The sequence below is a fragment of the Xanthomonas sp. LF07-6 genome (assembly GCF_034105445.1).
GTDB classification, from domain to species: domain Bacteria; phylum Pseudomonadota; class Gammaproteobacteria; order Xanthomonadales; family Xanthomonadaceae; genus Xanthomonas_A; species Xanthomonas_A sontii.
Genome location: NZ_JAXGGI010000001.1, coordinates 274,517 through 296,373 on the forward strand (window position 1 = coordinate 274,517; position 21,857 = coordinate 296,373).

20 protein-coding genes and 1 tRNA gene are annotated in these 21,857 nt (G+C 71.1%); 6 read left to right on the plus strand and 15 right to left on the minus strand.

What is annotated here, in order from left to right:
- Positions 1-72: 72 nt before the first annotated feature.
- Genes SLW56_RS01080 through SLW56_RS01110 form a run of 7 tightly spaced genes read right to left on the minus strand, consistent with a single transcriptional unit; the run spans position 73 to position 7,420 of the window.
- Entirely contained in the window at positions 73-1,281 is a 1,209-nt protein-coding gene (locus tag SLW56_RS01080; RefSeq protein ID WP_152247700.1) for a Xaa-Pro peptidase family protein, read from the minus strand.
- On the minus strand, positions 1,278-2,870 hold the full coding sequence (locus SLW56_RS01085) for an aldehyde dehydrogenase family protein (protein ID WP_320694234.1): 1,593 nt from the start codon (positions 2,868-2,870) through the stop codon (positions 1,278-1,280). Before SLW56_RS01085 ends, SLW56_RS01080 begins: the two co-directional genes overlap by 4 nt.
- Position 2,871: 1 nt before the next feature.
- Complete coding sequence (locus tag SLW56_RS01090) at positions 2,872-3,777, minus strand: dihydrodipicolinate synthase family protein (RefSeq protein WP_017909351.1); 906 nt, start codon at positions 3,775-3,777, stop codon at positions 2,872-2,874.
- Positions 3,774-5,144 carry an FAD/NAD(P)-binding oxidoreductase gene (locus SLW56_RS01095; protein ID WP_267093810.1) on the minus strand — a complete coding sequence of 457 codons (1,371 nt, stop codon included), beginning with the start codon at positions 5,142-5,144 and terminating at the stop codon, positions 3,774-3,776. Before SLW56_RS01095 ends, SLW56_RS01090 begins: the two co-directional genes overlap by 4 nt.
- Positions 5,137-5,385, minus strand: coding sequence for a (2Fe-2S)-binding protein (locus tag SLW56_RS01100; RefSeq protein WP_320694235.1), 249 nt, complete (start codon positions 5,383-5,385; stop codon positions 5,137-5,139). The genes SLW56_RS01095 and SLW56_RS01100 overlap by 8 nt, the downstream gene beginning before the upstream one ends.
- Positions 5,382-6,482, minus strand: coding sequence for an FAD-dependent oxidoreductase (locus SLW56_RS01105; protein ID WP_152247692.1), 1,101 nt, complete (start codon positions 6,480-6,482; stop codon positions 5,382-5,384). The genes SLW56_RS01100 and SLW56_RS01105 overlap by 4 nt, the downstream gene beginning before the upstream one ends.
- Positions 6,479-7,420, minus strand: coding sequence for a 4-hydroxyproline epimerase (locus SLW56_RS01110; protein ID WP_320694236.1), 942 nt, complete (start codon positions 7,418-7,420; stop codon positions 6,479-6,481). The genes SLW56_RS01105 and SLW56_RS01110 overlap by 4 nt, the downstream gene beginning before the upstream one ends.
- A 172-nt stretch (positions 7,421-7,592) precedes the next feature.
- On the opposite strand from SLW56_RS01110, the gene SLW56_RS01115 reads away from it, so the two are divergent.
- The 4 genes from SLW56_RS01115 (at position 7,593) to SLW56_RS01130 (ending at position 11,621) form a co-directional block, all read left to right on the plus strand.
- Positions 7,593-8,300 (plus strand): AraC family transcriptional regulator, encoded by a 708-nt coding sequence (locus tag SLW56_RS01115; RefSeq protein ID WP_017911046.1) that lies wholly within the window; start codon positions 7,593-7,595, stop codon positions 8,298-8,300.
- 409 nt (positions 8,301-8,709) lie between these two features.
- Entirely contained in the window at positions 8,710-10,077 is a 1,368-nt protein-coding gene (ftsY, locus tag SLW56_RS01120) for a signal recognition particle-docking protein FtsY (protein ID WP_295908790.1), read from the plus strand.
- A 162-nt stretch (positions 10,078-10,239) separates the two neighbouring features.
- Positions 10,240-11,298: an A/G-specific adenine glycosylase gene (gene mutY, locus SLW56_RS01125; RefSeq protein ID WP_267117609.1), complete on the plus strand. Its 1,059-nt coding sequence runs from the start codon at positions 10,240-10,242 to the stop codon at positions 11,296-11,298.
- A gap of 44 nt (positions 11,299-11,342) precedes the next feature.
- Positions 11,343-11,621, plus strand: a complete 279-nt coding sequence (locus tag SLW56_RS01130; RefSeq protein WP_017912227.1) for an oxidative damage protection protein — start codon at positions 11,343-11,345, stop codon at positions 11,619-11,621.
- A gap of 288 nt (positions 11,622-11,909) precedes the next feature.
- Here SLW56_RS01130 and SLW56_RS01135 read toward each other — a convergent pair whose 3' ends face one another.
- From SLW56_RS01135 to SLW56_RS01145, 3 genes are all read right to left on the minus strand, one after another.
- Entirely contained in the window at positions 11,910-12,368 is a 459-nt protein-coding gene (locus SLW56_RS01135) for a DUF6491 family protein (RefSeq protein ID WP_295917721.1), read from the minus strand.
- 115 nt (positions 12,369-12,483) lie between these two features.
- A complete protein-coding gene (locus SLW56_RS01140; protein WP_017909672.1) occupies positions 12,484-13,395 on the minus strand; it encodes a M48 family metallopeptidase in 912 nt (303 codons plus the stop codon).
- Between the two features lie 57 nt (positions 13,396-13,452).
- Positions 13,453-15,312: a formylglycine-generating enzyme family protein gene (locus tag SLW56_RS01145; RefSeq protein WP_152235786.1), complete on the minus strand. Its 1,860-nt coding sequence runs from the start codon at positions 15,310-15,312 to the stop codon at positions 13,453-13,455.
- 151 nt (positions 15,313-15,463) lie between these two features.
- On the opposite strand from SLW56_RS01145, the gene rnd reads away from it, so the two are divergent.
- Positions 15,464-16,549, plus strand: coding sequence for a ribonuclease D (rnd, locus tag SLW56_RS01150; RefSeq protein ID WP_320694237.1), 1,086 nt, complete (start codon positions 15,464-15,466; stop codon positions 16,547-16,549).
- Between the two features lie 104 nt (positions 16,550-16,653).
- Here rnd and SLW56_RS01155 read toward each other — a convergent pair whose 3' ends face one another.
- Positions 16,654-17,058 carry an H-NS family nucleoid-associated regulatory protein gene (locus SLW56_RS01155; RefSeq protein ID WP_010344215.1) on the minus strand — a complete coding sequence of 135 codons (405 nt, stop codon included), beginning with the start codon at positions 17,056-17,058 and terminating at the stop codon, positions 16,654-16,656.
- Positions 17,059-17,289: 231 nt separating this feature from the next.
- Between SLW56_RS01155 and SLW56_RS01160 the strand changes: the two genes are divergently transcribed.
- Positions 17,290-17,365, plus strand: a tRNA-Ala gene (locus SLW56_RS01160).
- A 193-nt stretch (positions 17,366-17,558) separates the two neighbouring features.
- Here the strand turns inward: SLW56_RS01160 and SLW56_RS01165 are convergent.
- The 4 genes from SLW56_RS01165 to SLW56_RS01180 all read right to left on the minus strand — a co-directional run bounded on the left by SLW56_RS01165 (position 17,559) and on the right by SLW56_RS01180 (position 21,790).
- Complete coding sequence (locus tag SLW56_RS01165; RefSeq protein WP_043092554.1) at positions 17,559-17,741, minus strand: hypothetical protein; 183 nt, start codon at positions 17,739-17,741, stop codon at positions 17,559-17,561.
- An 84-nt stretch (positions 17,742-17,825) separates the two neighbouring features.
- Positions 17,826-18,347 (minus strand): chemotaxis protein CheW, encoded by a 522-nt coding sequence (locus SLW56_RS01170; protein ID WP_267104220.1) that lies wholly within the window; start codon positions 18,345-18,347, stop codon positions 17,826-17,828.
- An 11-nt stretch (positions 18,348-18,358) separates the two neighbouring features.
- Complete coding sequence (locus tag SLW56_RS01175; RefSeq protein WP_320694238.1) at positions 18,359-20,041, minus strand: CHASE3 domain-containing protein; 1,683 nt, start codon at positions 20,039-20,041, stop codon at positions 18,359-18,361.
- A gap of 81 nt (positions 20,042-20,122) precedes the next feature.
- Entirely contained in the window at positions 20,123-21,790 is a 1,668-nt protein-coding gene (locus SLW56_RS01180; protein WP_150411363.1) for a methyl-accepting chemotaxis protein, read from the minus strand.
- Positions 21,791-21,857: the final 67 nt, after the last annotated feature.

A 21,857-nucleotide genomic window follows, 5' to 3' on the forward strand; every position in this document is an offset into this window, starting at 1 on the left:
CGCAGGGCGGCACGCGCCCGTGACACACCGCGGCGGCCGCCGCGCAAACGTGGCAGGCGGCCGCCCTGCGCATCAGGCGAACGGCCGGTCGATCGCCGGCGACGGGGGCGTGAACCACTGCGCGCCGTCCTCGGTGACGTAGAAATGATCCTCCAGGCGCACGCCGAACTCGCCCGGCACCACGATCATCGGCTCGTTGCTGCAGCACATGCCCGGCGCCAGCGCCAGCGCATTGCCGCGCACCAGGTACGGTGCCTCGTGGATGCTCATGCCGCAGCCGTGGCCGGTGCGATGCGGCAGCCCCGGCAGCTGATAGTCCGGGCCGAGCCCGGCACGCTGCAGCACCTTGCGCGCGGCCTCGTCCACCACCGCGCAGGCCACGCCCGGCCGCACCGCGGCGAAGGCCGCCGCCTGCGCGTCGTGCTCCAGTTGCCAGATGCGTCGCTGCTTCTCGCTGGGCTCGCCGAAGATGTAGGTGCGGGTGATGTCGGAGTGGTAGCCCTGCACCGTGCAGCCGGTATCGATCAGCACCAGTTCGCCCGGGCGCAGCGCCTGCACGCCGGGAATGCCGTGCGGATACGCGGTGGCATGGCCGAACTGCACGATGCAGAAGGTCGAGCCGTTGTCGGCGCCGAGCGCGCGGTGCGCCTGGTCGATGAAGCGGGTCAGTTCCGCGGTGGTGATGCCTTCGTGGATCAGCCCGGCGGCCAGCCGCTGCACCTGCAGGGTCATGTCGCAGGCCTGCTGCATCAGCGCCAGTTCCGCCGGCGACTTGCGCATGCGGCAACCGTCGACGATGGCCGCCGCATCGCGGATGGCGATCCGCCCCAGCACCGCCGTCAGCCCGGTGTGCACCGCAAAGGCCACGCCCGGGTCAAGCGCCAGGCTCTGCGCGTCCAGTTCCAGCAAGGCCTCGGCGACCAGCGCGTGCGGATCCTCGTGTTCCTGCCACAGGCGCTTGCGCACCGGCACCGACAGCACCGCGTCCAGCGAGCCTTCCTCGAACGCCGGGCAGATCAGCAGCGGATCGCCTTCGGCGGTGAGCAACATCGCCACCAGGCGCTCGCTGGCGCCCCACGGCACGCCGGTGAAGTAGCGCAACGAAGCGCCGGCACCGATCAGCAACGCGTCGGCGCCGTGCGCGCGCATCAGCGCGCGCGCGTTGGCCAGACGCTGCCGGTACTCCTGCTGCTGGATCGCCGGCGCGCGGTGTGGCCACGGCGCCAGTTGCGCGTGCGCCTGCTCCAGGGTCAACCCGCCGATCTGGGCCTGCTCGCTCATGCGCGCGGCTCCACGTCGGCGGTACTCCAGCAGCCGTCGATCAAGCGCTGCACGCCGCCGGGATTGCGATCGCGCAGCAACGGCGGCAGCAGTGCGTCGGGCACGCCGTCGTAGCTGTGCAGCGCGGCGAAGCGGCGGATCGCCGCGGGCATGCCGACGGCAGTGAAGCCCGGATGGCCGGTGCTCGGATACGGGCCGCCATGGTTCATCGCCGGGCTCACCGCCACGCCGGTCGGCATCTTGTTGCAGATCAGGCGACCGACCCGCGGACGCAGCGCCGCGGCCAGCGCGGCGAAGGCCATGTCGTCGCTGCCATCGGCGGCGCGATAGAGCGTGCCGGTGAGATTGCCCTCGAAGCTGCGCGCCAGGGCGGTCAACTGCCCCAACCCGCCGCCGCGCACGATCAGGCTGACCGGGCCGAACGCCTCGGTCTGCAGCGCCTCGGGCTGCTGCAGGAAGGCCTCGGCCGACACTTGCAGCAGGGTCGGCGCATGCCGATAGCCGGGGCCGGCATCGGCCTCGCCACCGGCCAGCACCGTGGCGCCGGCATCGCGCAGCATGCCCACGCTCCGCTGCAGGTGCTCCAGCACGCCGCGCGAGAACAGCAGCGCCGGCGCAGCCGCGGCGAAATGCGCGGTGGCCGCGGCGACGAAGGCATCGCCGGCCTCGCCCTCGGGCACCACCACGATGCCCGGGTTGGTGCAGAACTGGCCGCTGCCCATGGTGCAGGAGGCGAAGAACTCCTGCGCCAGCGCCGCACCGCGTTCGGCCAGCGCGCCCGGCAGCAGGAACACCGGATTGACGCTGGACAACTCGACGTAGGCCGGCACGCCGGCGCGGTCGGCGGCGGCCTTCAGCGCCAGCCCGCCGGCACGGCTGCCGGTGAAGCCGATCGCACCCAGCCGCGGATCGCCGGCCAGCTCCAGGCCCAGCGTGCTGTCGAAGTGGTAGAGCAACTGCACCGTCGCCGCCGGCAGGTCATGCGCCAGCAGCGCCTGGTGCGCGAGCTGGGCCAGGCGCTGGCTGGTGGCCGGATGCGAGGGATGCGCCTTGGCGATGACCGGATTGCGTGCGGCGATGGCCGAGGCGAAATCGCTGCCGGCCACCGCGTTGAACGCGAACGGGAAATTGTTCGGACCGAACACCAGCACCGGCTTGTGCAGCGGCCCCAGCTGCGCGCGCAGGCCGGCCGCGGTGTCGATCACCGGCTGCGCCCAGCTGTGGCTGCGCACTGCCTGTGCGGCCTGGCGCAACTGCCCGCTGGCGCGCGGCAGTTCCACCTTGGCCAAGCGCGGCTCCACCGGCAGGCCGGTTTCGGCATGGGCCAGCGCCACCAGGCGCTCGACGTCGGCGTCGATCGCGTCCGCGTACGCATCCAGGAACCCGGCGATGCGTTCCGGCGCAGCCGCGGCCAGCGCATCGGCGCTCAGCGCCGCCGCGCTCAGCGCCGCTTCCAGGTCGGCGGCGCCGCTGATCGGGAACGACGGGCCGAACTCGCTCCCGTCGCGCGGGTCCTCGGCGCGGAAACTGCCGCGCTCTTCCAGCGAGGCCTGCCAATGGCCGGCCAGCAACAGCGGTTGCGTGCTCATCTCAGTGCCCGGGATGGGTGGCGATGGCGTGGTCGATGACCTTCAGCGCGGCCTCGCGCTCGGCGCCTTCCAGCACCAGCCGCGGCGCGCGCACGCGCTCGCTGCCCAGGCCGACCTTCTCCTGCACCAGCTTGATCAGCTGGACGAACTTGGGCACGGTGTCCAGGCGCAGCAGCGGCAGGAACCAGTCGTACAGCGCCTTGGCCGCCGGGTAGCCGCCGTCGCGGGCCAGCTCGAACAGCTTCACCGACTCCTTCGGATACGCGTTGACCAGGCCGGCGATCCAGCCCTTGGCGCCCATGCTCAGGCCTTCGACGATCGCATCGTCCATGCCCACCAGCAGCACCAGGCGGTCGCCGAGCAGTTCGCCCAGCGCGGCGAAGCGGCGCACGTCGCCGGAGGATTCCTTGACCGCCTGCAGGTTCGGGAACTCGGCGGCCAGCTCGGCGATCTGCGCCGGGCTGAAATCGGTCTTGTAGGCGATCGGGTTGTTGTACAGGATCGCCGGCAGGTCGGTGGCGGCGATCACCGCGCGCATGTGCGCGCCCATCTCGCGCCAGTCGGTGGAATACACGTACGGCGGCAGCACCATGAGGCCGCCGCAGCCGACCTGCTTGGCCGCCTGCGCCAGGCGCACGGCCTCGTCGGTGGACAGCGCGGCGATGCCCGGCACCACCGGGATGCGGCCGTCGACCGCCTGCACCAGGGTCTTCAGGATCGCCAGCTTGTCGTCGAAGCTCAGCGTGGCCGCCTCGCCCAGCGAGCCCAGCGGCACGATCGCGGTGCAGCCGGCGTCGATCATGAGCTGCGCATGCTTGGCCAGGAACGCGTGGTCGATGCTGCCGTCGGCGTTGAACGGGGTGGTGATGGCCGGCAGCACGCCGTACCAGAAGGAAGCCTTGCTCATGGATGTACACCTTGTGGAGAGTTGCGAAGGGATGCCGCGCGCGACGGCGCGGCGCAAGCGGTGTCCGGAGCGGGGTCCGGACAGGGATGGGCCAGCGCGTCCAGCCGCGCCGGGAACAGCGGCGGCCGGCGGCCGTCGTCGGAGAAATCGGCGGCGCGCGTGGCCAGGCCAAGTTCGGTCAGCGCACTGCCGCAGATGCGGCCCTGGCAGGCGCCCATGCCGCAGCGCGAGGCCAGCTTGGCGTCGCGCAGGTCGGCATGGCCCTGCAGCGCGGACAGCGGCACGTCTTCGCAGCGGCACACCAGCGTGTCCGGCGCGGCCAGCGCGTGGATGCGTGGATCCAGCGCGAACTGGCGCTGCAGCAGTTCAGCGAAGGCGCGCGCACGTCGCCGCTGCGGCTGCAGCGCCTGCGCAGCGGCGTCCTGGCCGGCGGCCAGGTGGCCGGCGATGGCGCCTTCCACCCGCGCGCAATCGCGCCCGCCGATGCCCAGCGCCTCGCCCGCGGCGTACACGCCGTCGACGCTGGTGCGCAGTTGCGCATCCACCGCCACGCACGGATGCGCGCCGCTGCGGCCCAGCCGGCAGCCCAGCAGTTGCGCCAATTCCACGTTCGGCACCAGGCCGTAGCCCACCGACAGTTGATCGCAGGCGAGACGGCGGCGGCCGCGCGGGCCGTCGATCTCCGCCTCTTGCACGCGGCCCTCGCCGTACGCGGCCAGCACCACGCTGCCGGCGTGGTAGCCGACCCCGGCCAGTTGCGTGCGCAGCGCCAGCGCCTGCAGCGCCTTGTCCGGCCAACGCAGCGGCAGCTGCGCGGCGAACGCGGCCAGCGCGCGCCACGGCGCCTGTTCGACGATGCCCAGCACCTGCGCGCCGTGGCGATGCAGCGTCGCCGCCGAGGCCAGCAGCAGCGGCCCGCTGCCGGCGACCAGCACGCGCCGCCCGCGCAGCGGCCAGCCCTGCTTGGCCAGCGCCTGGGCGCCGCCGGCGCCGGTCACCCCGGGCAGGGTCCAGCCCGGGAACGGCAACAGCAATTCGCGCGCGCCGGTGGCCAGCACCAGCGCGTCGTAGCCCAGCCAGCGCGGGCCATCGGGTCCATCGGTGAGCAGTTGCCGGTCCTGCGCCAGCAGCACCTGGGTCTGCGGCAGGAAGGTCACGGCGCTGGCCGCCAGTTGCGCCAGCGTGCGCGCGGCCAGGCGCGGCGGCGCCTGGGCCACGTCGTGCCGCCAGATCTGCCCGCCGGCACGCGCCTGCAGATCGACCAGGCCGACGCGGCGGCCATGCCCGGCCGCGGCCAGCGCCGCCGCCAGCCCGGCCGGCCCGGCGCCGATCACCAAGACCTCGAAGTGGGTGCGCGGCTCAGCCATCGGTCCACACCTGCATGCCGTCGCGCGCCGGGGTGATGCAGGCGCGCAACTGGCCGACGCGGTCGATGCGCACCCGGCACTCGGCGCACACGCCCATGCCGCACAGCGGCGCGCGCGGTTGCCCGCTGCGCGAGCGGCGGAAATGCGTGGCCACCTGCGCCACCGCCGCGGCCACGCTGCTGCCATCAGGCACTTCGACGTCGCGGCCGTCGACCTGCAGGCGCAATATGCGCGCGCTCATGCCAACGCCCGCGCCGGCGCGTACGGCGCCGCGTCGATGGCCGTGGGCCGCTGCAGCAATTGGTCCAGCAGCAGGCGCGCACTGCCCAGCGCCGTCGTCACGCCCAGGCCCTCGTGGCCGGCCGCGACCCACACGTCGCGCCGCTCCGGCACCGCGCCCAGGTACGGGCGCCCGTCCGGCGTGGCCGGACGCAGGCCGGTCCACACCCGGATCGCCTGCAGTTGCCGCAGGCCCGGCAAGAACGCGAAGGCGCGCTCCAGCATCCGCTGCAGCATCGGCATCGACACCGCGCGGTCGGTCGCATCGAATTCGCGCGAGGAGCCGATCAGGAGTTGCCCGGTCGGCCGCGGCTGCACGTTGAACGCCACGCTGCTGCCGTCGCTGCCGTGCGCGCTGTCGGCGTAGCCCAGTTCCAGCAATTGATGGGCGACGAAGCCCGGATAGCGGTCGGTGATCACCAGTTGCCCTTTGCGCGCGCGCATCGGCAGTTCCGGCAACAGCTCCGGCACGGCGCAGCCGGTGGCGACCAGCACTGGGCCATGCAGCGCGCTGCCGTCGTCCAGACGCACGCCGGCATCGGCCAGCGCAGTGGCGCGACGCCCGGCGTACAGCTGCGCACCGGCGGCGCAGGCACGCTCGACCAGGTAGCGCGCCATCCGCGGCGGATACACCACCGCCTCGGCGGCCACGCGCATGCCGCCGGCCAGGCCCGGCACCAGCGCCGGCTCCAGTTGGTACAAGCGCTGCGCATCGAGCGCCTCGGCGTGCACGCCGGCCGCGGCCAGCCGCTGGATCTTGGCCGGAATCGCCTCCAGTTCGCGTGCCTCGCGCGCCACCCACAGCGTGCCGCAGCGGCTGAACTCGGCCTCCGGCAGCGGCGCAAATTCTTCCCACAGACGCAGCGAGTACGCCGACAGCGCCAGTTCCGCCGGATCGTCGTCCATGGCCACCAAATGCCCCATCGCCGCGGCGGTGGAACCGCCGCCGATACTGCCCGACTCGACGATCGCCACGCGCAGACCGGCGGCCGCCGCCGCATCGGCGCAGGCCGCGCCGACGATGCCGGCGCCGACGACGATCAGGTCGAAACCGCTCATGCGGCGCCAATGCCCCAGGCGAACGGATCCTGCGGATCGATCGACAACTGCGCGCGCGCAGTGATGTAGGCCTGCCCGGTGATGCGCGGCAGTACCCCGCGCGCACCGGCCGTGTAGCTGCCCTCGAACACGCTGCCGAGGATGCCCTGCTGCCGCCACACCTGGCCCGGCGCCAGCTTGCCGTCGGCGGCCAGGCACGCCAGCTTGGCGCTGGTGCCGGTCCCGCACGGCGACCGATCGTAGGCCAGGCCCGGGCACAGCACGAAGTTGCGCGCGTCGGCGCTGGCGTCCGGCGCCGGCCCGTTGATCTCGATGTGATCGATCTCGCCACCGTCGGCGCCGCGGATGCCGGCCGCCTCCAGCGCCAGCCGCACCGCCTCGGTGTAGGCGGTCAGCGCGCGCTGGTGGCGCAGCTCCAGCGCGCATGGCGTCTGTTCGGTGATGAAGAACCAGTTGCCGCCCCAGGCCACGTCGCCGCGCACGCGCCCATACTCGGGCACCTGCACTTCGACGCCGGTGGCATGGCGGTAGCTCTCGACGTTGTCGACCGAGACGCGACCGTCGGCGTGCAGTTCCACGCCGACCGTGCCCACCGGCGTCTCGATGCGGTGCGTGCCCGCGCTCAGCCGGCCCAGTTCGGCCAGCGTGCGCACCAAGCCGATGGTGCCGTGGCCGCACATGCCCAGGTAGCCGACGTTGTTGAAGAAGATCACCGCCGCGCAGGCATCGGCGGCCACCGGCTGCAGCAGCAGCGCGCCGACCATGGTGTCCGAGCCGCGCGGTTCGCATGCGATGGCGCTGCGCCAGCGGTCGAAGCGCGTGCGGAACAGCTCACGGCGCTCGGCCAGGGAACCGGTTCCCAGATCGGGGAAGCCGGAGACGACGACACGGGTCGGTTCGCCGGCGCTGTGCGAGTCGATGACATCGAGTGTATGCATGGGGCCATGCTCACATTCGGCACCGTCGCCGGCTAGCAGCGTTTGCCTGTCGCCAATGCGGAAGTTCGCACAACCCGGCGACGCCCGCCGGTGCCGACTTAGGCTAGCATCGGCATTCGGGGGACGCGCGGCGGCGCGCCCGCACCGCCGCCCACTTCCGCAGGTGAACGCCATGGACACTCTGATTTCGGCACTGGAACTGCAGACGCTGTTCGACGCCCTGCCGGACGTGGTGTTCTTCGTGAAGGACCGCGACGGCCGCTACACCCACGTCAACCTGACCCTGGTGCGGCGGCTGGGCAAGAAATACCGCGCCGACCTGATCGGCAAGTCGGCCGCGGACGTGTTCCCGCTGCCGCTGGGCGGCAGCTACCTGATGCAGGACCGGCGCGTGCTGTGCGGCGAGGTGATCGAGAACCAGCTCGAAGTGCACTTGTTCCCCAACCGCACCCCCGGCTGGTGCCTGACCTTCAAGCGCCCGCTGTGCGAGGGCGAGGAGGTGATCGGCGTGGTCGGCATCTCCCGCGACCTGGGCCAGCCGGACAGCCGCCATTCCGCCTACGAGCGCATCAGCCGCGCCATGGAACACATGCAGGCGCACTACGGCGACAACCTGCGCGTGCAGACCCTGGCCGACCTGGCCGAGCTGTCGGTGGCGCAACTGGAGCGGCACTTCCGCCGCGTGTTCCAGCTGACCCCGCAGCAGTTGCTGACCAAGATGCGCATCGAAGCGGCGATGCGCCTGCTGCACGGCGACGACAGCATCGCCAGCATCGGCCAGTTGTGCGGCTTCGCCGACCAGAGCGCCTTCGCCCGCCAGTTCAAGGCCACCGTGGGCATGACCCCGCGCGACTACCGGTCGATGAAGGGCAAGCTGTGAAGAGCTGGGAATGGGGAATGGGGAATCGGGATTGGTTTTTTGGCTGAATGCGGGCGTTGGGATCGCGACGCTGTTGAGGCTGTCGCAGGAGCAGTTTCGACTCCCCAGGAACACCCGCGCCCACAGTGACAAGCCCCTCTCCCTCCGGGAGAGGGGTTGGGGTGAGGGTGCGGCGGAGCCATTACGTCGAAAAACCATGGCAATTCCGCAACTGCACCCTGCGACTGTGCTTCAGTGGGCACCCGCCTGTCGCGGCTGATCCCGCAAAGGGCCAGGAACCGCGCCTGGCGCGACACACGCAGTCGCGACGCCCGAAGCCCACCCCGCCAACCATCCCGGTCCGCCCCGCTGCACCGGCCGCTCAGGTCGCAAGTGGTAGCATTCTTCGTTTCCGGTCCACGCGTCATCCATGGTCAGCCTATTCCGCCGCAACAAGCCCCAGGACAACGCCGGCGAGAGCCGCACGCAGCGCTACAGCATCGAGGAACTGGCCGCCGCCTTCCCCAAGCCGGCAAGCGCCGAGCCCGCTGCGCCTGCGCCGCCGGCGCCGCCTGCCGCTGAAGCAGCGCCCGCCGCTCCCGCGCCCGCCGCCACCCCGCAGCCGACGTCCGCGCCGGTCGCCGAACATCCCGTGCAGGCGCCGGCCCCGGTCGCGGTGCCGCAGCCGCAACCGACCCCGCTGCCGCACGCAGCGCCCACGCCGCCACCGCAGGCCCATGTGCCGGCCCCGGCCGCCGCGCCGGCACCGAGCGTGCCGACGCCAACGCCCGCCCCCGCGGCTCCAGCGCCGGCCACCGCGTCCGTGCCCGCAGCCGACGCCAACCTCGTCCGCAGCGACGCGCCGCCCGCCGCCCCGGCCGGCAAGCCCGGCTGGCGCGAGCGTCTGCGCAACAGCAGCTTCGCGCGCAGCGTCGGCAGCCTGTTCTCGCGCAACCCCAAGCTCGACGACGACCTGCTCGACGAGATCGAGACCGCGCTGATCACCGCCGACGTCGGCATTCCCGCCACCACCGCGCTGATCGAGAGCCTGCGCAAGCGCATGAAGGCGCGCGAGTTCGCCGACGCCAGGGCGCTGCAGCAGGCGCTGCGCGCCGACCTGCTGGCGATCCTGCAGCCGGTGGCCAGGCCGCTGCAGATCGACCGCAATGCAAAGCCCTTCGTGGTGCTGACCGTCGGCGTCAACGGCGTCGGCAAGACCACCACCATCGGCAAGCTGGCCAAGCGCTTCAAGGACGAGGGCCACAGCCTGATGCTGGCCGCCGGCGACACCTTCCGCGCCGCCGCGGTAGCGCAGTTGCAGGCCTGGGGCGAGCGCAACGGTGTGACCGTGATCGCGCAGGGCCAGAACGCCGACGCCGCCTCGGTGGCCTTCGATGCGCTGCAGGCCGGCAAGGCGCGCGGCACCGAGGTGCTGATCGCCGACACCGCCGGCCGCCTGCACACCCAGACCGGGCTGATGAACGAGTTGGGCAAGATCCGCCGCGTGCTCGGCAAGCTCGACCCCAGCGCCCCGCACGAGGTGCTGATGGTCATCGACGGCACCACCGGCCAGAACGCGCTGTCGCAACTGCGCCAGTTCCACGCCGCGGTCGGCGTCACCGGCCTGGTGGTGACCAAGCTCGACGGCACCGCCAAGGGCGGCGTGGTGTTCGCCCTGGCCCGCGAATTCGGCATCCCGATCCGCTTTGCCGGCATCGGCGAGCGCCCCGAAGACCTGCGCGTGTTCGACGCCGAAGCCTTCGTCGACGCGTTGCTGCCCGACGCCTTGGGCGGCTGATGCAAAGCCCCTCTCCCCCCGGGAGAGGGGTTGGGGTGAGGGTACGGCGGAGCCCGCCATGCCGGCATGCGCACTACCCAAACCGCACCAGGCTTCGCCCGTACCCTCATCCGCCCCTTCGGGGCACCTTCTCCCGAGGGGAGAAGGAACTCAGATGCCAGCATGCGCCAGCCCGACACCTTCCCCACCCGCCTGCTCGCCTGGTTCGACCGCAACGGGCGGCATGACCTGCCCTGGCAGCATCCGCGCAGTCCGTACCGGGTGTGGCTGTCGGAGATCATGCTGCAGCAGACCCAGGTGGCGGTGGTCATCCCCTACTTCCTGCGCTTCCTGCAGCACTTCCCGACCCTGCCGGCACTGGCCGCCGCCGACAACGACGCGGTGATGGCGCAATGGGCCGGTCTCGGCTACTACGCCCGTGCGCGCAACCTGCATGCTGCCGCCAAGCGCTGCGTGGAACTGCACGGCGGCGAGCTGCCGCGCGATTTCGAGGCCCTGCATGCGCTGCCCGGCATCGGCCGCAGCACCGCCGGCGCGATCCTCAGCCAGGCCTGGAACGACCGCTTCCCGATCCTCGACGGCAACGTCAAGCGCGTGCTGACCCGCTACCACGGCATCGCCGGCTACCCCGGCCTGCCGGCGGTGGAAAAGCCGCTGTGGGCGCTCGCGCACGACCACGTGGCCGCCGTGCCGGACGGGCGCATGGCCGACTACACCCAGGCGCAGATGGATTTCGGCGCCACCCTGTGCACCCGCGCCAACCCGGCCTGCGTGCTGTGCCCGCTGCAGGACGACTGCGTGGCGCGCCGCGACGGCCTGGTCGAAGCGCTGCCCACGCCCAAGCCGGGCAAGACCCTGCCCGAGCGCGAGGCGCTGGCGCTGTTGCTGGAGAACGCCGCCGGCGAATTGCTGCTGCAGCGGCGGCCGCCGACCGGCATCTGGGCCTCGCTGTGGACCCTGCCGCAGGCCGACACCGACAGCGAGCTGCGCGCCTGGTACGCGCGCTGGATGCGCGGGCGCGCCTACGACGACGCCGAAGCGCTGCCGCCGATCGTGCACACCTTCAGCCATTACCGCCTGCACCTGCAGCCACTGCGCCTGCGCAAGGTCGCCATGGGCGATGCGCTGGGCGACAATGACGACCTGCGCTGGGTGGCGCGCGCCGACCTGTCGACGCTGGGCCTGCCCGCACCGATCCGCAAACTGCTCGACGGTCTCTAGCGCGCCAGCGCGCGCCGCCGCACGCACCGCCAGGAATTGTTGCCATGTCCCGCACCGTCTTCTGCCAGTACCAGCAACGCGACGCCGAAGGGCTCGATTACGTGCCCTATCCCGGCGAGCTCGGCAAGCGCGTGTTCGCGCACATCGGCAAGGCCGGCTGGCAGGCCTGGCTGGCGCACCAGACCATGCTGATCAACGAGAACCGGCTGTCGCCGCGCGATCCCAAGCACCGCGCGTTCCTGGAAGCGGAACTGGAAAAGTTCCTGTTCCAGGGCGGCGCCGACAAACCCGACGGCTACGTGGCGCCCGACCAGGCCTCCTGAGCACCACCGCGTCGTCGCGTCACTCCCACGTACCGACGCTCAGACACCGCCAAGCGCCTGCGTTCGTCGCACCTCACCCGACCTCCAGGAGCGTCTTCAGCCGCGACACGGCCTTACCGGTAATACCCGTCGCGGCTGAAGCGTGCACCCCGGAGCCATAAGGGCGTGCCGCACAGCACCTTGCAGTGCACATGACGCAACAGGCTGCACCAGCAAGCGACGGCGCGACATCACACTAGCCGCACCACCGCGCGCGCCGCCTCGCGAATCCCGAATCCCGGCACTGCGTCAGCTCCCAGGCGCCTGCTGCGCCCGCTCCTGCACCTTGGCCTCGCGCAGTTCCTTCTCCGAGGTGCGCAGCGCCTTGACGTCGAGCGGGCGGATGCTGTCGATGCGGCACGGCAGGCGAATCGCGGCGGGGCCGCCGCCGAGCACCAGCACATCGTCGAACTTCGCCGAGACCTGGCTGCCGAAATGGGTGATGGCGATGCTGGGGGCGAAATCCAGGTCCTGGCAGGTGCCGGCGAATTCCAGCAGATAGGCCTGGTTCGGGCGCGTCCACACCGCCAGCGCGCTGTCGCCGAGTGCGGTCCAGCCGCTGAGCCGGTTGAAGTACTGGAAGTCGCGCACCGGCGCACCGGCGTGGGCGCGGTACAGGGTCAGACGCTCGTCGTCGCTGAGCCGGTTGGTGGCGCAGCCGGCCAGCACGGCCATGGCGACGAGGGAGGACAGCAGCAGGCGTTTCATGGCAGTGCTCCTGATGGTGTGGAGCGCATCATGCCCCCGCCGCCGTGCACGCGAGCGTGGATAAGCGCGCGGCGTTCAGCGACAAGGCAGCCAACGCGTGCGGCGACGGCAGCGCTTACTGCGAAGCACCACGCGCGGACTCGCAGAAGCGCTGCCGGTACTCCAGCGCCTTGGGCATCAGCGCCTGCAGGTTCTGGATGCGGGTGCCCGGATTGGGATGGGTGGAGGCGAACTCCGGCGGCGCCTGGCCGCCGCTGCTGGCGCTCATCCGCTCCCACAGCGGCACCGCCTCGCGCGGATCGAAACAGGCCGCCGCGGCCAGCATCAGGCCCACTTCGTCGGCCTGGGTCTCGTGGCTGCGCGCGTAAGGCAGCAGGTAGCCATAGCCCATCGCCGCCATCGCCATCTGCTGCTGTTGCGGATCCAGGCCGCCGGCGGCGCCGGCCATCTGCCCGATCTGGGTCAGCTTCTGCTGGGCCATGCGCTGCGCGCCATGCCGCAGCAGCGCATGCGCGATCTCGTGGCCCATCACCACCGCCATCGCGTCGGCGTTCTTGGCCACCGGCAGCAGCCCGGTGTAGACCGCCATCTTGCCGCCGGGGAGGCAGAACGCATTGGCCTGGTCGGACTCGATCACGTTGACGTCCCAGTCGAAGCCGCGCGCGTAATGCTTGGCCTGCATGCCGTGCTCGGCGGCCAGCGCGTCCTCGACCACGTCGACCTTGGCGATCAGCCGCTGCGCGATCGCACGCACCTGCTGCGCCACCTGCGACTGCGGATCGACCGGATGTTCCTGCGCCAGAATCTCCTGGTACGCCTGCAGACCCAGCGCCTTCTCGTCCTCCACATTCAACGAGCGGTCGATCAGCACCTGTTCGCCGGTGTACGGATCCTCGCTGCGGTTGGAGAACCAGTAGAACCCGGCATACACGGCAAACCCCAGCAGTACCAGCCAGCGCACCCCGCCCAGCGGTCCACGGCGGCCGCCGCCCGGTTCGCCGCCCTGGCGGCCGAAGACTTGGTTCATCGCACTCCCCCTCGCTGACTGGTGAGGCAATCTAGCGCCGGCCCTGGCGCGGCGGCGTCAAATGCCGCGCACCAGGCGGAAGCCGACGCGTGCGCTGGTGCTGTCCGAATCCTGCATCAGCCGCCAGGCCGCGCGCGTCTGCTCCGGCGCATTGGCCCAGTTGCCGCCGCGCACCACCCGCGAGCGGCAGCCCGGGTTGTACCAGGCCGCGCCGTCGGCCGGCGCGCGGCGATAACTGGCGTGCCAGCAGTCGGCGACCCACTCGCTGAGGTTGCCGGCCATGTCGTGCAGGCCCCAGGCGTTGGCGGAAAAACTGGCCACCGGGGCCGGGCCCCAGAAGCCGTCGGTGTAGCCGACGAAGGCATTGCGCCAGTGCCGCCCGCTGGGCGAGACGTCGCCGCCGCCGGTGAAGTTGCCGCTGCCGCGCGGCGGCGTGCCGGCGTTGCCCCAGGGATAGCGGCCGCGGCCGCCGGCGCGCAGGGCGTATTCGAACTCGGCCTCGCTGGGCAGCCGGTAATGCCGCCCGGTCTGCTGCGACAGCCAGGCCGCATAGGCCTCGGCGTCGCGCACGCTGACGTGCATCACCGGGCTGTTCGGCGCCGCCCGGGCGCCCTGGTAATCGGACTGCCAGTCCACGCCGTTGCGGCGCACGAAGTTGCCGCTGCGTTCGTCGTAGACGGTGGAATGGCCGCGGCGGGTGGCGCGCGGACGCGCATTGGTCGCCTCCACGAAACGGCGGAACTCGGCCACGGTGACCTCGGTGATCGACATGGCGAAACCGCGGTCGAAGCGCACGTAGTGCTGCGGCATCTCCGCCGGCGAGGCGCCGGGTTCGGTCTCGGCCGCGCCCATGCGGAAGCCGCCGTGCGGCACCACGATCATCTGCGGACCGCGCCCGCCGTCGTGCATGCCGTCGGTGAACACCTGGCCGGGGCGGAAGCTGCCGTAGTGGGTGGCCAGGTCGATGCGTTCGCGCAGCATCGCCGCCACCGGGTCGCCGGGATCGGCGATGCGCAGCACGTCGCCCAGGCGCTCGCGCGCCGACTTCAATCCGGCCGGGGTGGCCAGATCGCGCAGGCCCGCATCGCGCAAGGCGGCGATGCGCGCCACCCGCACCTGCTCCACGCGCTCGCGCGCGTCGTGCACCGTGGGCGCGTCCTCGCGCACCCGCGCCGCGCGCGCCAGCCAACTGCCGGCGGCGGCGAAATCCGAGGCCGCCGCGGCCGTCTCGGCGCGACGGATCAGCGCGCTTTCCACCGCCGCCACGCCCTGCCGCGCGCGCGCATCGTCCGCATCCAGCAGCAACGCCTCACGGAAATTGGCCAGGGCGCCATTGCCGTCCTCGCCCAGGCGGCCGCCGCGCAGGTCGTCCTCGCCGGCGCGGTTGTAGGCCAGCACCCGCGAGGCGGTCTCCACCCGCTGCTGCAGGCGCCGCACCGCCGGGTCATCGGCATCCAGCCACAGCGCCACCATCGCGATGCGCGCGGCCTGCTCGAGCGTGCGTTCGGAAAGATCCGGATCGCCCAGCGCCTGCGCGCCGAGTTGCAACAGGCGCCGCCGCGCCTTGCGCAGGCCGTCCTGGGCAACGCGATCGTTCGGCGCCAGGCTGCGGATCGCCAGGTACAGCGGAATCGCCGACTGCGCATCCTCGAACAGGCGATCTTCGGCCAGCGCGCGCGCCGCCTGGCGCCGCGCCTGCGGCAGGCCGCTGCGCGTCAGGGTCGGCAACGGCGGCTGCCAGCGCGCCACGGTCTCGGCCGCATCCTCGCCGCCGATGGTCACGCTGGGCGCCTGCACCGGCTTGACCGGCGCCGACTGCGCCGTAGCGGTGGCGGTGGCAGCGGCGGTCGCAGGCGCGGTCTCGGCGGCCGGCGCCGACGGCTGCCGCGCACAGCCGACCAGCGCCGCCGCAAGCATGCTCCAGACCATCACAACGCCGCTGCTGCGCACTTTCCCTCCGAACCATGGACCTTGCGACGCCATCCCGTCCGGCGCGCCGTGCGGCCGGCGGAGCGACGTTAGGCTATTCTCGCCTGCCTGAGCAAACCCTGCAGTCAACGGAAATCACGTGCCTTACTGGATCAAGCAACCTGCCGAGCTGAGCGAACGGCTGGCGCAGCGACCGGCCCGCATCGGCCTGGATACCGAATTCGTCCGCGAACGGACCTACTGGCCGCAACTGGCGCTGGTGCAGATGGTCGTAGGCGACGAAATCCTGCTGATCGACCCGCTGATCCCGGGCATGCCGCAGACGCTGGCGCCGTGGCTGAGCGACCCGGACATCCTCAAGATCATGCACAGCGCCAGCGAAGACCTGGTCGCCTTCAAGTGCGCCTGCGGCACCCTGCCGCGGCCGCTGTTCGACACCCAGATCGCCGCCGGCCTGGCCGGGCTCGGCGCCGGCATGGGCTACCAGAAGCTGGTGCTGGAGATCACCGGCGTGCACCTGGCCAAGGGCGAGACCCGCTCGGACTGGCTGCGCCGCCCGCTGTCGCCGGCGCAGCTGGAGTACGCCGCCGACGACGTGCGCCATCTGTTCGCGCTGCACGACAACCTGCAGGCGCGGTTGCAGACCCTGGAGCGCGGCGACTGGCTGCACGAGGACGGCGAACGCCTGCTCGGCACCGTCGAGCACGACGACGGCGAACGCTGGCCGCACCTGGGCATGCGCTCGGCGCAGTTCATGGACCGCCCCGCGCAATTGCGCCTGCTGCGCCTGCTGCGCTGGCGCGACGCGCAGGCCCGGCACAACGACAAACCGCGCAGCTGGATCCTGGACAACGAACTGGCCGCCACCCTGGCGCGCTTCCCGCCGCAGGACCAACCGGCCATGCTGGCGCTGTTCGACAAACACCCCAAGGCGCCGCGCAAGCTCAGCGATGCGGTGTGGCAGGCGCTGACCACCCCACTGGCCGACGAAACCGACGCCCCGCAGGCGCTGGCCGCCAGCGACGACAACAAGGCCGCGCTGAAGCGGCTGCAGGACGCGGTGGCCGCGCGCAGCGCCGAACTCGGCCTGCCCGACGGCCTGCTCGCCTCGCGCAAGCACCTGGAAGCCCTGCTGGAAAGCGCGCAATGGCCGGCACCGCTGGCGGGCTGGCGCCGGCGCGAACTGGAACCACGGCTGCAGCCGCTGCTGGCGGCCACGCGCTGAGCGGGCGCGGCCGGGCCGATCGCGCCGCCCCGTCCGCGCAGCGCGATCGGGTCAACGATCGGGCATAAAAAAAGGCCAGGAATTCCTGGCCTTTCTTCGTTCGCTCAATACTTGAAGAGCGGGAACTTCAGATCCGGGTGGCGCGCCTTCCATTCGTTGTAGGCGGCGGTGCCTTCCCAGGCGGCGAATGCCTTCGGCGTGCGACCGCGGCCGGACCAGGTCTCGCCGGTGTGCGGCAACTGGTACTTCGGCTTGACCTCGCTGCGGCCGCCGGCGGACTTGCTGCTGGCCGGCTTGGGCGCTGCGCTGGTCACGTAGGCGGCGATCTCGTTGCGCTGCTTGGCGCTGAAGAACTCGGCGAACTGCTCCAGCAGCGACAGCACGTTGGCATGCGCCGCATTGGTTTCGCCCTCGCGCGCCTGCCGCTCCTGCTCTTCCAGCTTGCGCATTTCTTCCTGCAGCTTGGCCTTGGCTTCGGCGATCTGTTGCAAGTTGCGAACTTCCGTCATGTGTAAAAGACCTGTCTTTAGTAAAAAGGTGTGAAGCGGACGGTATATTTCGTCCGGAACGAAATCACCGCGGGGGATTTCGGCCGTCGAGTATATCGACTCCATGCGCGCGCTGTAGACAAAAGGCGAACACGTTTTCCGGCCCGACCGGTCCCCTGCCCCGGCGCCGCCGATGTTGCACTGCCCCCTTGGCACGCGGCCCCGTGCCCAGTTACACTACGCGTCTGATGTGGGGCGGTAGCTCAGCTGGGAGAGCGTCGCGTTCGCAATGCGAAGGTCGAGGGTTCGATCCCCTTCCGCTCCACCATCTTGCCGTCTTCGACGGTGCAAACGAGGTCAGACAGCCACCAGGCTCTCTGGCCTTTTTTGTTGGCCAAGCTTGGGCCTGGCCGCGCTTGATCGCGCGGGGTGCGCCGTCCGCTGGCGCGCCAGGCAGTCCTTGGCCGTCGTCCTGACAGAACGGGAAGCGGGATGCACTCCGCTCCTTCCCGCCGCATCGCTCAGTCGTGCCCGTCCTGCGCCGCCTCGCCCTGGCCGGAGCGCGGGCCGCGCTCGTGCGCTTCGCGCAGCTTCTGGTCTTCCAGGCCCGGCCGCTGCTTGGCGGTGTCGTCCTGGGCACGGTCCTGCCGGCCCTCGTGGATGCCCTGCTGCTTGCCGGACTGGGTGGTCTCGTCTTTTGCCATGGTCTGCACCTCGCTGGGGCGGATGCCCGTTCGCCGCCACCCTAGCGGGGCCGCCGTGATGCATGGATCACGGCCTACCTGACGTCACGCCGCCAGCGCCGCTGCGCCGGCCTCGGCGATGTCGTCGCTGCGCAGCAGCCGCGCGCGGTCCAGCAGGATCACCAGCCGATCCTCCAGCTTGCCCATGCCCTGCAGCAGGTCGCGGCGGATATCGCTGCCGAAGGCCGGCGGCGCCTCGATCTGCTGCGGCGGCAGTTCCAGCACCTCGTTGACCGCATCCACCAGCAGGCCGAAGGACTGCGCGCCGCCGCCCTCGTCGGTGGCGGCGCTGGCGATGACGATGCAGCTGCGCCGGGTGACCTGGCTGGGCGCGCGGCCGAGCCGCGACTGCAGGTCCACCACCGGCACCACCGCGCCGCGCAGGTTGATCACCCCGCGCACGCAGGCCGGCATGGTCGGCACCGGGGTGGGCGGACGGTACTCGATGATCTCGTGGATGCCGGCGATGTTGAGCCCGAACAGTTCGCGGTCCAGCTGAAAGGTCAGGAACTGCCAGCCACCCTGCGGCGCGTGCTCGGCCGCGCTCTCGTAGCGATCGTTGTGCATGTTCTTCCCCTTCAGAAGTTGACGAACTGGCCTTCGTCCGGCGCATCCGCCAGCGCGTAGGCCGGCACCGGGCGCGCACGCGGGCGCAGCGCCTTGCCGGCGTTGCGCAGCGGCCGGGTGGCGGCCGGCCTCGGCGCCACCGGCGCGGCACGGCGCGGCGCGGCCAGGTCCTGTTCGCGGCTGAGGCGGAAGAATCCCATCGCCTGCTGCAGCGATTCGGCCTGGGTGCTCATCTGTTCGGCGGTCGCCGCCAGTTGCTCGGAGGCCGCCGCGTTCTGCTGCGTGGCCTGGCTGAGCTGGGACACCGCCAGGTTGATCTGGGTGACGCCGGAGGACTGCTCCTGCGAGGCCGAGGCGATCTCCTGCACCAGATCCGACGTCTTCTTGATGCTGGGCACGATGGTGCCGAGCAGGCTGCCGGCGCGATCGGCCAGGCCGACGCTGTTGGCGGCGACTTCGCCAATTTCCTGCGCGGCCACCTGGCTGCGCTCGGCCAGCTTGCGCACTTCGGCGGCGACCACCGCAAAGCCCTTGCCGTGCTCGCCGGCGCGCGCGGCCTCGATCGCCGCGTTCAGCGCCAGCAGGTTGGTCTGATAGGCGATGTCGTCGATGATGCCGATCTTCTGCGCGATCTGCTTCATCGCCTGGGTGGACGCCAGCACCGCGTCGCCGCCCTCCACCGCTTCCTTGGCCGCCTGCGCCGACATGCCCTCGGTGACCTTGGCGTTGTCGGTGTTCTGCGCGATGGACGCGGTCATCTGCTCCAGCGAGGCGCTGGTCTCCTCCACGCCGGCGGCCTGCTCGGTGGCAGCCTGGCTCAGCGACTGCGCGGTGGCGCTGACTTCCTCGGAGGAACCGGCCAGCGACTGCGCGCTGGCATTGACCTCGCCCACCACCTCCGCCAGTCGCTCGACCATCGCCTGCAGCGCCACCATCGCGCTGGTGCTGTCGTTGGGGCGGGTCGGCACCTGCACGGTGAGATCGCCGCGCGCGATTCGCGAGGCCACTTCCATCACCGTGCTCGGCTCACCGCCAAGTTCGCTCATCAGCGACCGCGCGATCAGGAAACCGATCAACGAGGCACACAGTGCCGCGACCAGACTGCCGACGATCAGGGTCAGGTTGGTGCGCTGCTGCAACTGCTCGGCCTCGGTGGCGCGCGCAGCGAGCAACTCGCTCTCGGCGCGACGCACTTCGGCCATGCGATCGCGCATCGCGTCCATGTAGGCCTTGCCCTTGGAAGCACGCACCGCAGCGCTCAGCGCCTCCATCGTCGCCTGGCCATCGTTGACGTTCTTGCGCAGCGCGATCTGCGGATGCACCGCCTGGCTGAGCCATTGCGCCTGGGTCTGCTTCAGCGCGTTCAGGCGCTCCTGCTGCTTGGGGTTGTCGGCGGTCAGCTCCTGCGCCGTGCGCAGGTGGCTGTCGAAGCTGGCGACGCCGTCGCGGTAGGGCTGCAGGAACGCGTCCTCGCCGGTCAGCGAGAAGCCGCGCGTACCGGTCTCGATGTTGATCAGGCTGCTGAGCGCGGCATCGACTTCGGCGATCACCTTGTAGGTGTGGGTGTTCCAGTAATTGGCCTGCGACAACGCGGACACGTTGAAGTACGCCACGCCGGCCAGGGCCAGCAGGATGCACAGGACCACGGCGAAGCCGCCGTAGAGCTTGGTTGCGATTTTGAGATTCTTCAGCACGGCACTCTCCCGACAATGGGCAGTTGTGACAACGACAGCGACACGGAACTGGCGGCGCGGCAGGCCCCGCCAGGGAATGGATCAGGCGCGGCCCAGCAGCGCTTCGCTGCGGTCGCGATTGCCTGCAACGGAACGCCGCGCGGCGACGGATGGCGCACGCGGCGCCCAGCGCGAGCCAGCCGCACGCAGCGGCGCCACCGCCTCGCCGTCGTCCAGCGCGTGCGTGGCGCGGCGCGTGCCGGCGGACAACTGGAAGAACGCCATGCTGTCCTGCAACTGCACGGCCTGCGTGCTCATCGATTCGGCGGTGGCCGCCAGCTCTTCGGAGGCGGTCGCGTTCTGCTGGGTGATCTGACTCAGCTGCACCACCGCCGCATTGATCTGGGTGACGCCGGACGACTGCTCCTGCGAGGCGGCAGCGATCTCCTGCACCAGATCCGAGGTCTTCTTGATGCTGGGCACGATGGTCTCCAGCAGCTGACCGGCCTTCTCCGCCAGTTCCACGCTGGAACCGGCGACCTCGCCGATCTCCTGCGCGGCCACCTGGCTGCGCTCGGCCAGCTTGCGCACTTCCGCGGCGACGACCGCAAAGCCCTTGCCGTGCTCGCCGGCGCGCGCAGCCTCGATCGCCGCGTTCAATGCCAGCAGGTTAGTCTGGTAGGCGATGTCGTCGATGATGCCGATCTTCTGCGCGATCTGCTTCATCGCCGCGACCGTGGCCACCACCGCCTCGCCGCCCTCCAGGGTTTCCCGCGCCGCCTGCGCGGCCATGCCGTCGGTGATCCTGGCGTTGTCGGTGTTCTGCGCGATCGAGGCGGTCATCTGTTCCAGCGAGGCGCTGGTCTCTTCCACGCCGGCGGCCTGTTCGGTCGAGGCCTGGCTCAGCGACTGCGCGGTGGCGCTGACTTCTTCCGACGCGCCGGCCAGGCTCTGCGCACTGGCGTTGACCTCGCCGACCACCTGCTGCAGCTTCTCGACCATGCGCTGCATCGCCAGCAGCAGCTGTGCGGTCTCGTCGCGGCCGCGCACCTCGATCGACATGCTCAGGTCGCCCTCGGACAGCGCATTGGCCACGCTGACCGCCTTGCCGATCGGCCGGGTCACGCTGCGGCTGATGAACACGCCCAGGCCCACGCCGAGCAACACGCCGCCGATCACGATGGCCAGCATGGTGCGGGTGCTGCTGGCATAGATCGCGTCGGTGGCGTCGTTGGCACGCGCCGCGTTGGCTTCCTTGGTTTCGCTGAGTTCGGACATCAGCGCATCCAGTTCGTCGGAGCTGCTGCGCACGCCCTTCGACAGGTCCGCCAGCTGCGCATTGCCCTGCGGCAGCGGCTCGCGCATCACCGAGTCGACGAACTGGCCGCGCCGCTCCAGGTAGGTCTTCCACACCTGGTCGAAGCGGGCCAGCTTGGCCAGCGTGGCCGGGTCGTCGAACGAGGTCCTGGCCTTGTCCATGTGCTCGACCACCTTGGCGGTGTACTTGTCGAGACTGGCGATGTGCTTGGCGCGATCCTCCGCCGTACTGGCCAACTGCAGGTTGGCGCGCGAGCGGCCGGCGTTGATCAGATTGATGTTGGCCTCTTTCAGGTGCGACAGGCCGAGCAGCTCGCGCTCGTACAGCACCGTGGCGTAGTCGTTGATCCGGCCCGAGTTGCGGATGCCGACCCAGCCGATGCACGCGCCGATCGCCGCCACGATCAGGAACGCCGCCGTCAGCCTGACTCCGATTTTCATATTGCCCAACATGGTGTACCCCGATTCTTTGTGTGCGTCCGGTTGCGCAAGTGAGCGCCTCCAGCCGTCTTCCGCAGCG

Excerpts from the sequence above, each read along its gene's own strand:
- SLW56_RS01080 (WP_152247700.1), bottom strand. The coding sequence starts at position 1,281 with ATGAGCGAGCAGGCCCAGATCGGCGGGTTGACCCTGGAGCAGGCGCAC.
- SLW56_RS01085 (WP_320694234.1), bottom strand. The coding sequence starts at position 2,870 with ATGAGCACGCAACCGCTGTTGCTGGCCGGCCATTGGCAGGCCTCGCTG.
- SLW56_RS01090 (WP_017909351.1), bottom strand. The coding sequence starts at position 3,777 with ATGAGCAAGGCTTCCTTCTGGTACGGCGTGCTGCCGGCCATCACCACC.
- SLW56_RS01095 (WP_267093810.1), bottom strand. The coding sequence starts at position 5,144 with ATGGCTGAGCCGCGCACCCACTTCGAGGTCTTGGTGATCGGCGCCGGG.
- SLW56_RS01100 (WP_320694235.1), bottom strand. The coding sequence starts at position 5,385 with ATGAGCGCGCGCATATTGCGCCTGCAGGTCGACGGCCGCGACGTCGAA.
- SLW56_RS01105 (WP_152247692.1), bottom strand. The coding sequence starts at position 6,482 with ATGAGCGGTTTCGACCTGATCGTCGTCGGCGCCGGCATCGTCGGCGCG.
- SLW56_RS01110 (WP_320694236.1), bottom strand. The coding sequence starts at position 7,420 with ATGCATACACTCGATGTCATCGACTCGCACAGCGCCGGCGAACCGACC.
- SLW56_RS01115 (WP_017911046.1), top strand. The coding sequence starts at position 7,593 with ATGGACACTCTGATTTCGGCACTGGAACTGCAGACGCTGTTCGACGCC.
- ftsY (WP_295908790.1), top strand. The coding sequence starts at position 8,710 with ATGGTCAGCCTATTCCGCCGCAACAAGCCCCAGGACAACGCCGGCGAG.
- mutY (WP_267117609.1), top strand. The coding sequence starts at position 10,240 with ATGCGCCAGCCCGACACCTTCCCCACCCGCCTGCTCGCCTGGTTCGAC.
- SLW56_RS01130 (WP_017912227.1), top strand. The coding sequence starts at position 11,343 with ATGTCCCGCACCGTCTTCTGCCAGTACCAGCAACGCGACGCCGAAGGG.
- SLW56_RS01135 (WP_295917721.1), bottom strand. The coding sequence starts at position 12,368 with ATGAAACGCCTGCTGCTGTCCTCCCTCGTCGCCATGGCCGTGCTGGCC.
- SLW56_RS01140 (WP_017909672.1), bottom strand. The coding sequence starts at position 13,395 with ATGAACCAAGTCTTCGGCCGCCAGGGCGGCGAACCGGGCGGCGGCCGC.
- SLW56_RS01145 (WP_152235786.1), bottom strand. The coding sequence starts at position 15,312 with ATGCTTGCGGCGGCGCTGGTCGGCTGTGCGCGGCAGCCGTCGGCGCCG.
- SLW56_RS01155 (WP_010344215.1), bottom strand. The coding sequence starts at position 17,058 with ATGACGGAAGTTCGCAACTTGCAACAGATCGCCGAAGCCAAGGCCAAG.
- SLW56_RS01165 (WP_043092554.1), bottom strand. The coding sequence starts at position 17,741 with ATGGCAAAAGACGAGACCACCCAGTCCGGCAAGCAGCAGGGCATCCAC.
- SLW56_RS01170 (WP_267104220.1), bottom strand. The coding sequence starts at position 18,347 with ATGCACAACGATCGCTACGAGAGCGCGGCCGAGCACGCGCCGCAGGGT.
- SLW56_RS01180 (WP_150411363.1), bottom strand. The coding sequence starts at position 21,790 with ATGTTGGGCAATATGAAAATCGGAGTCAGGCTGACGGCGGCGTTCCTG.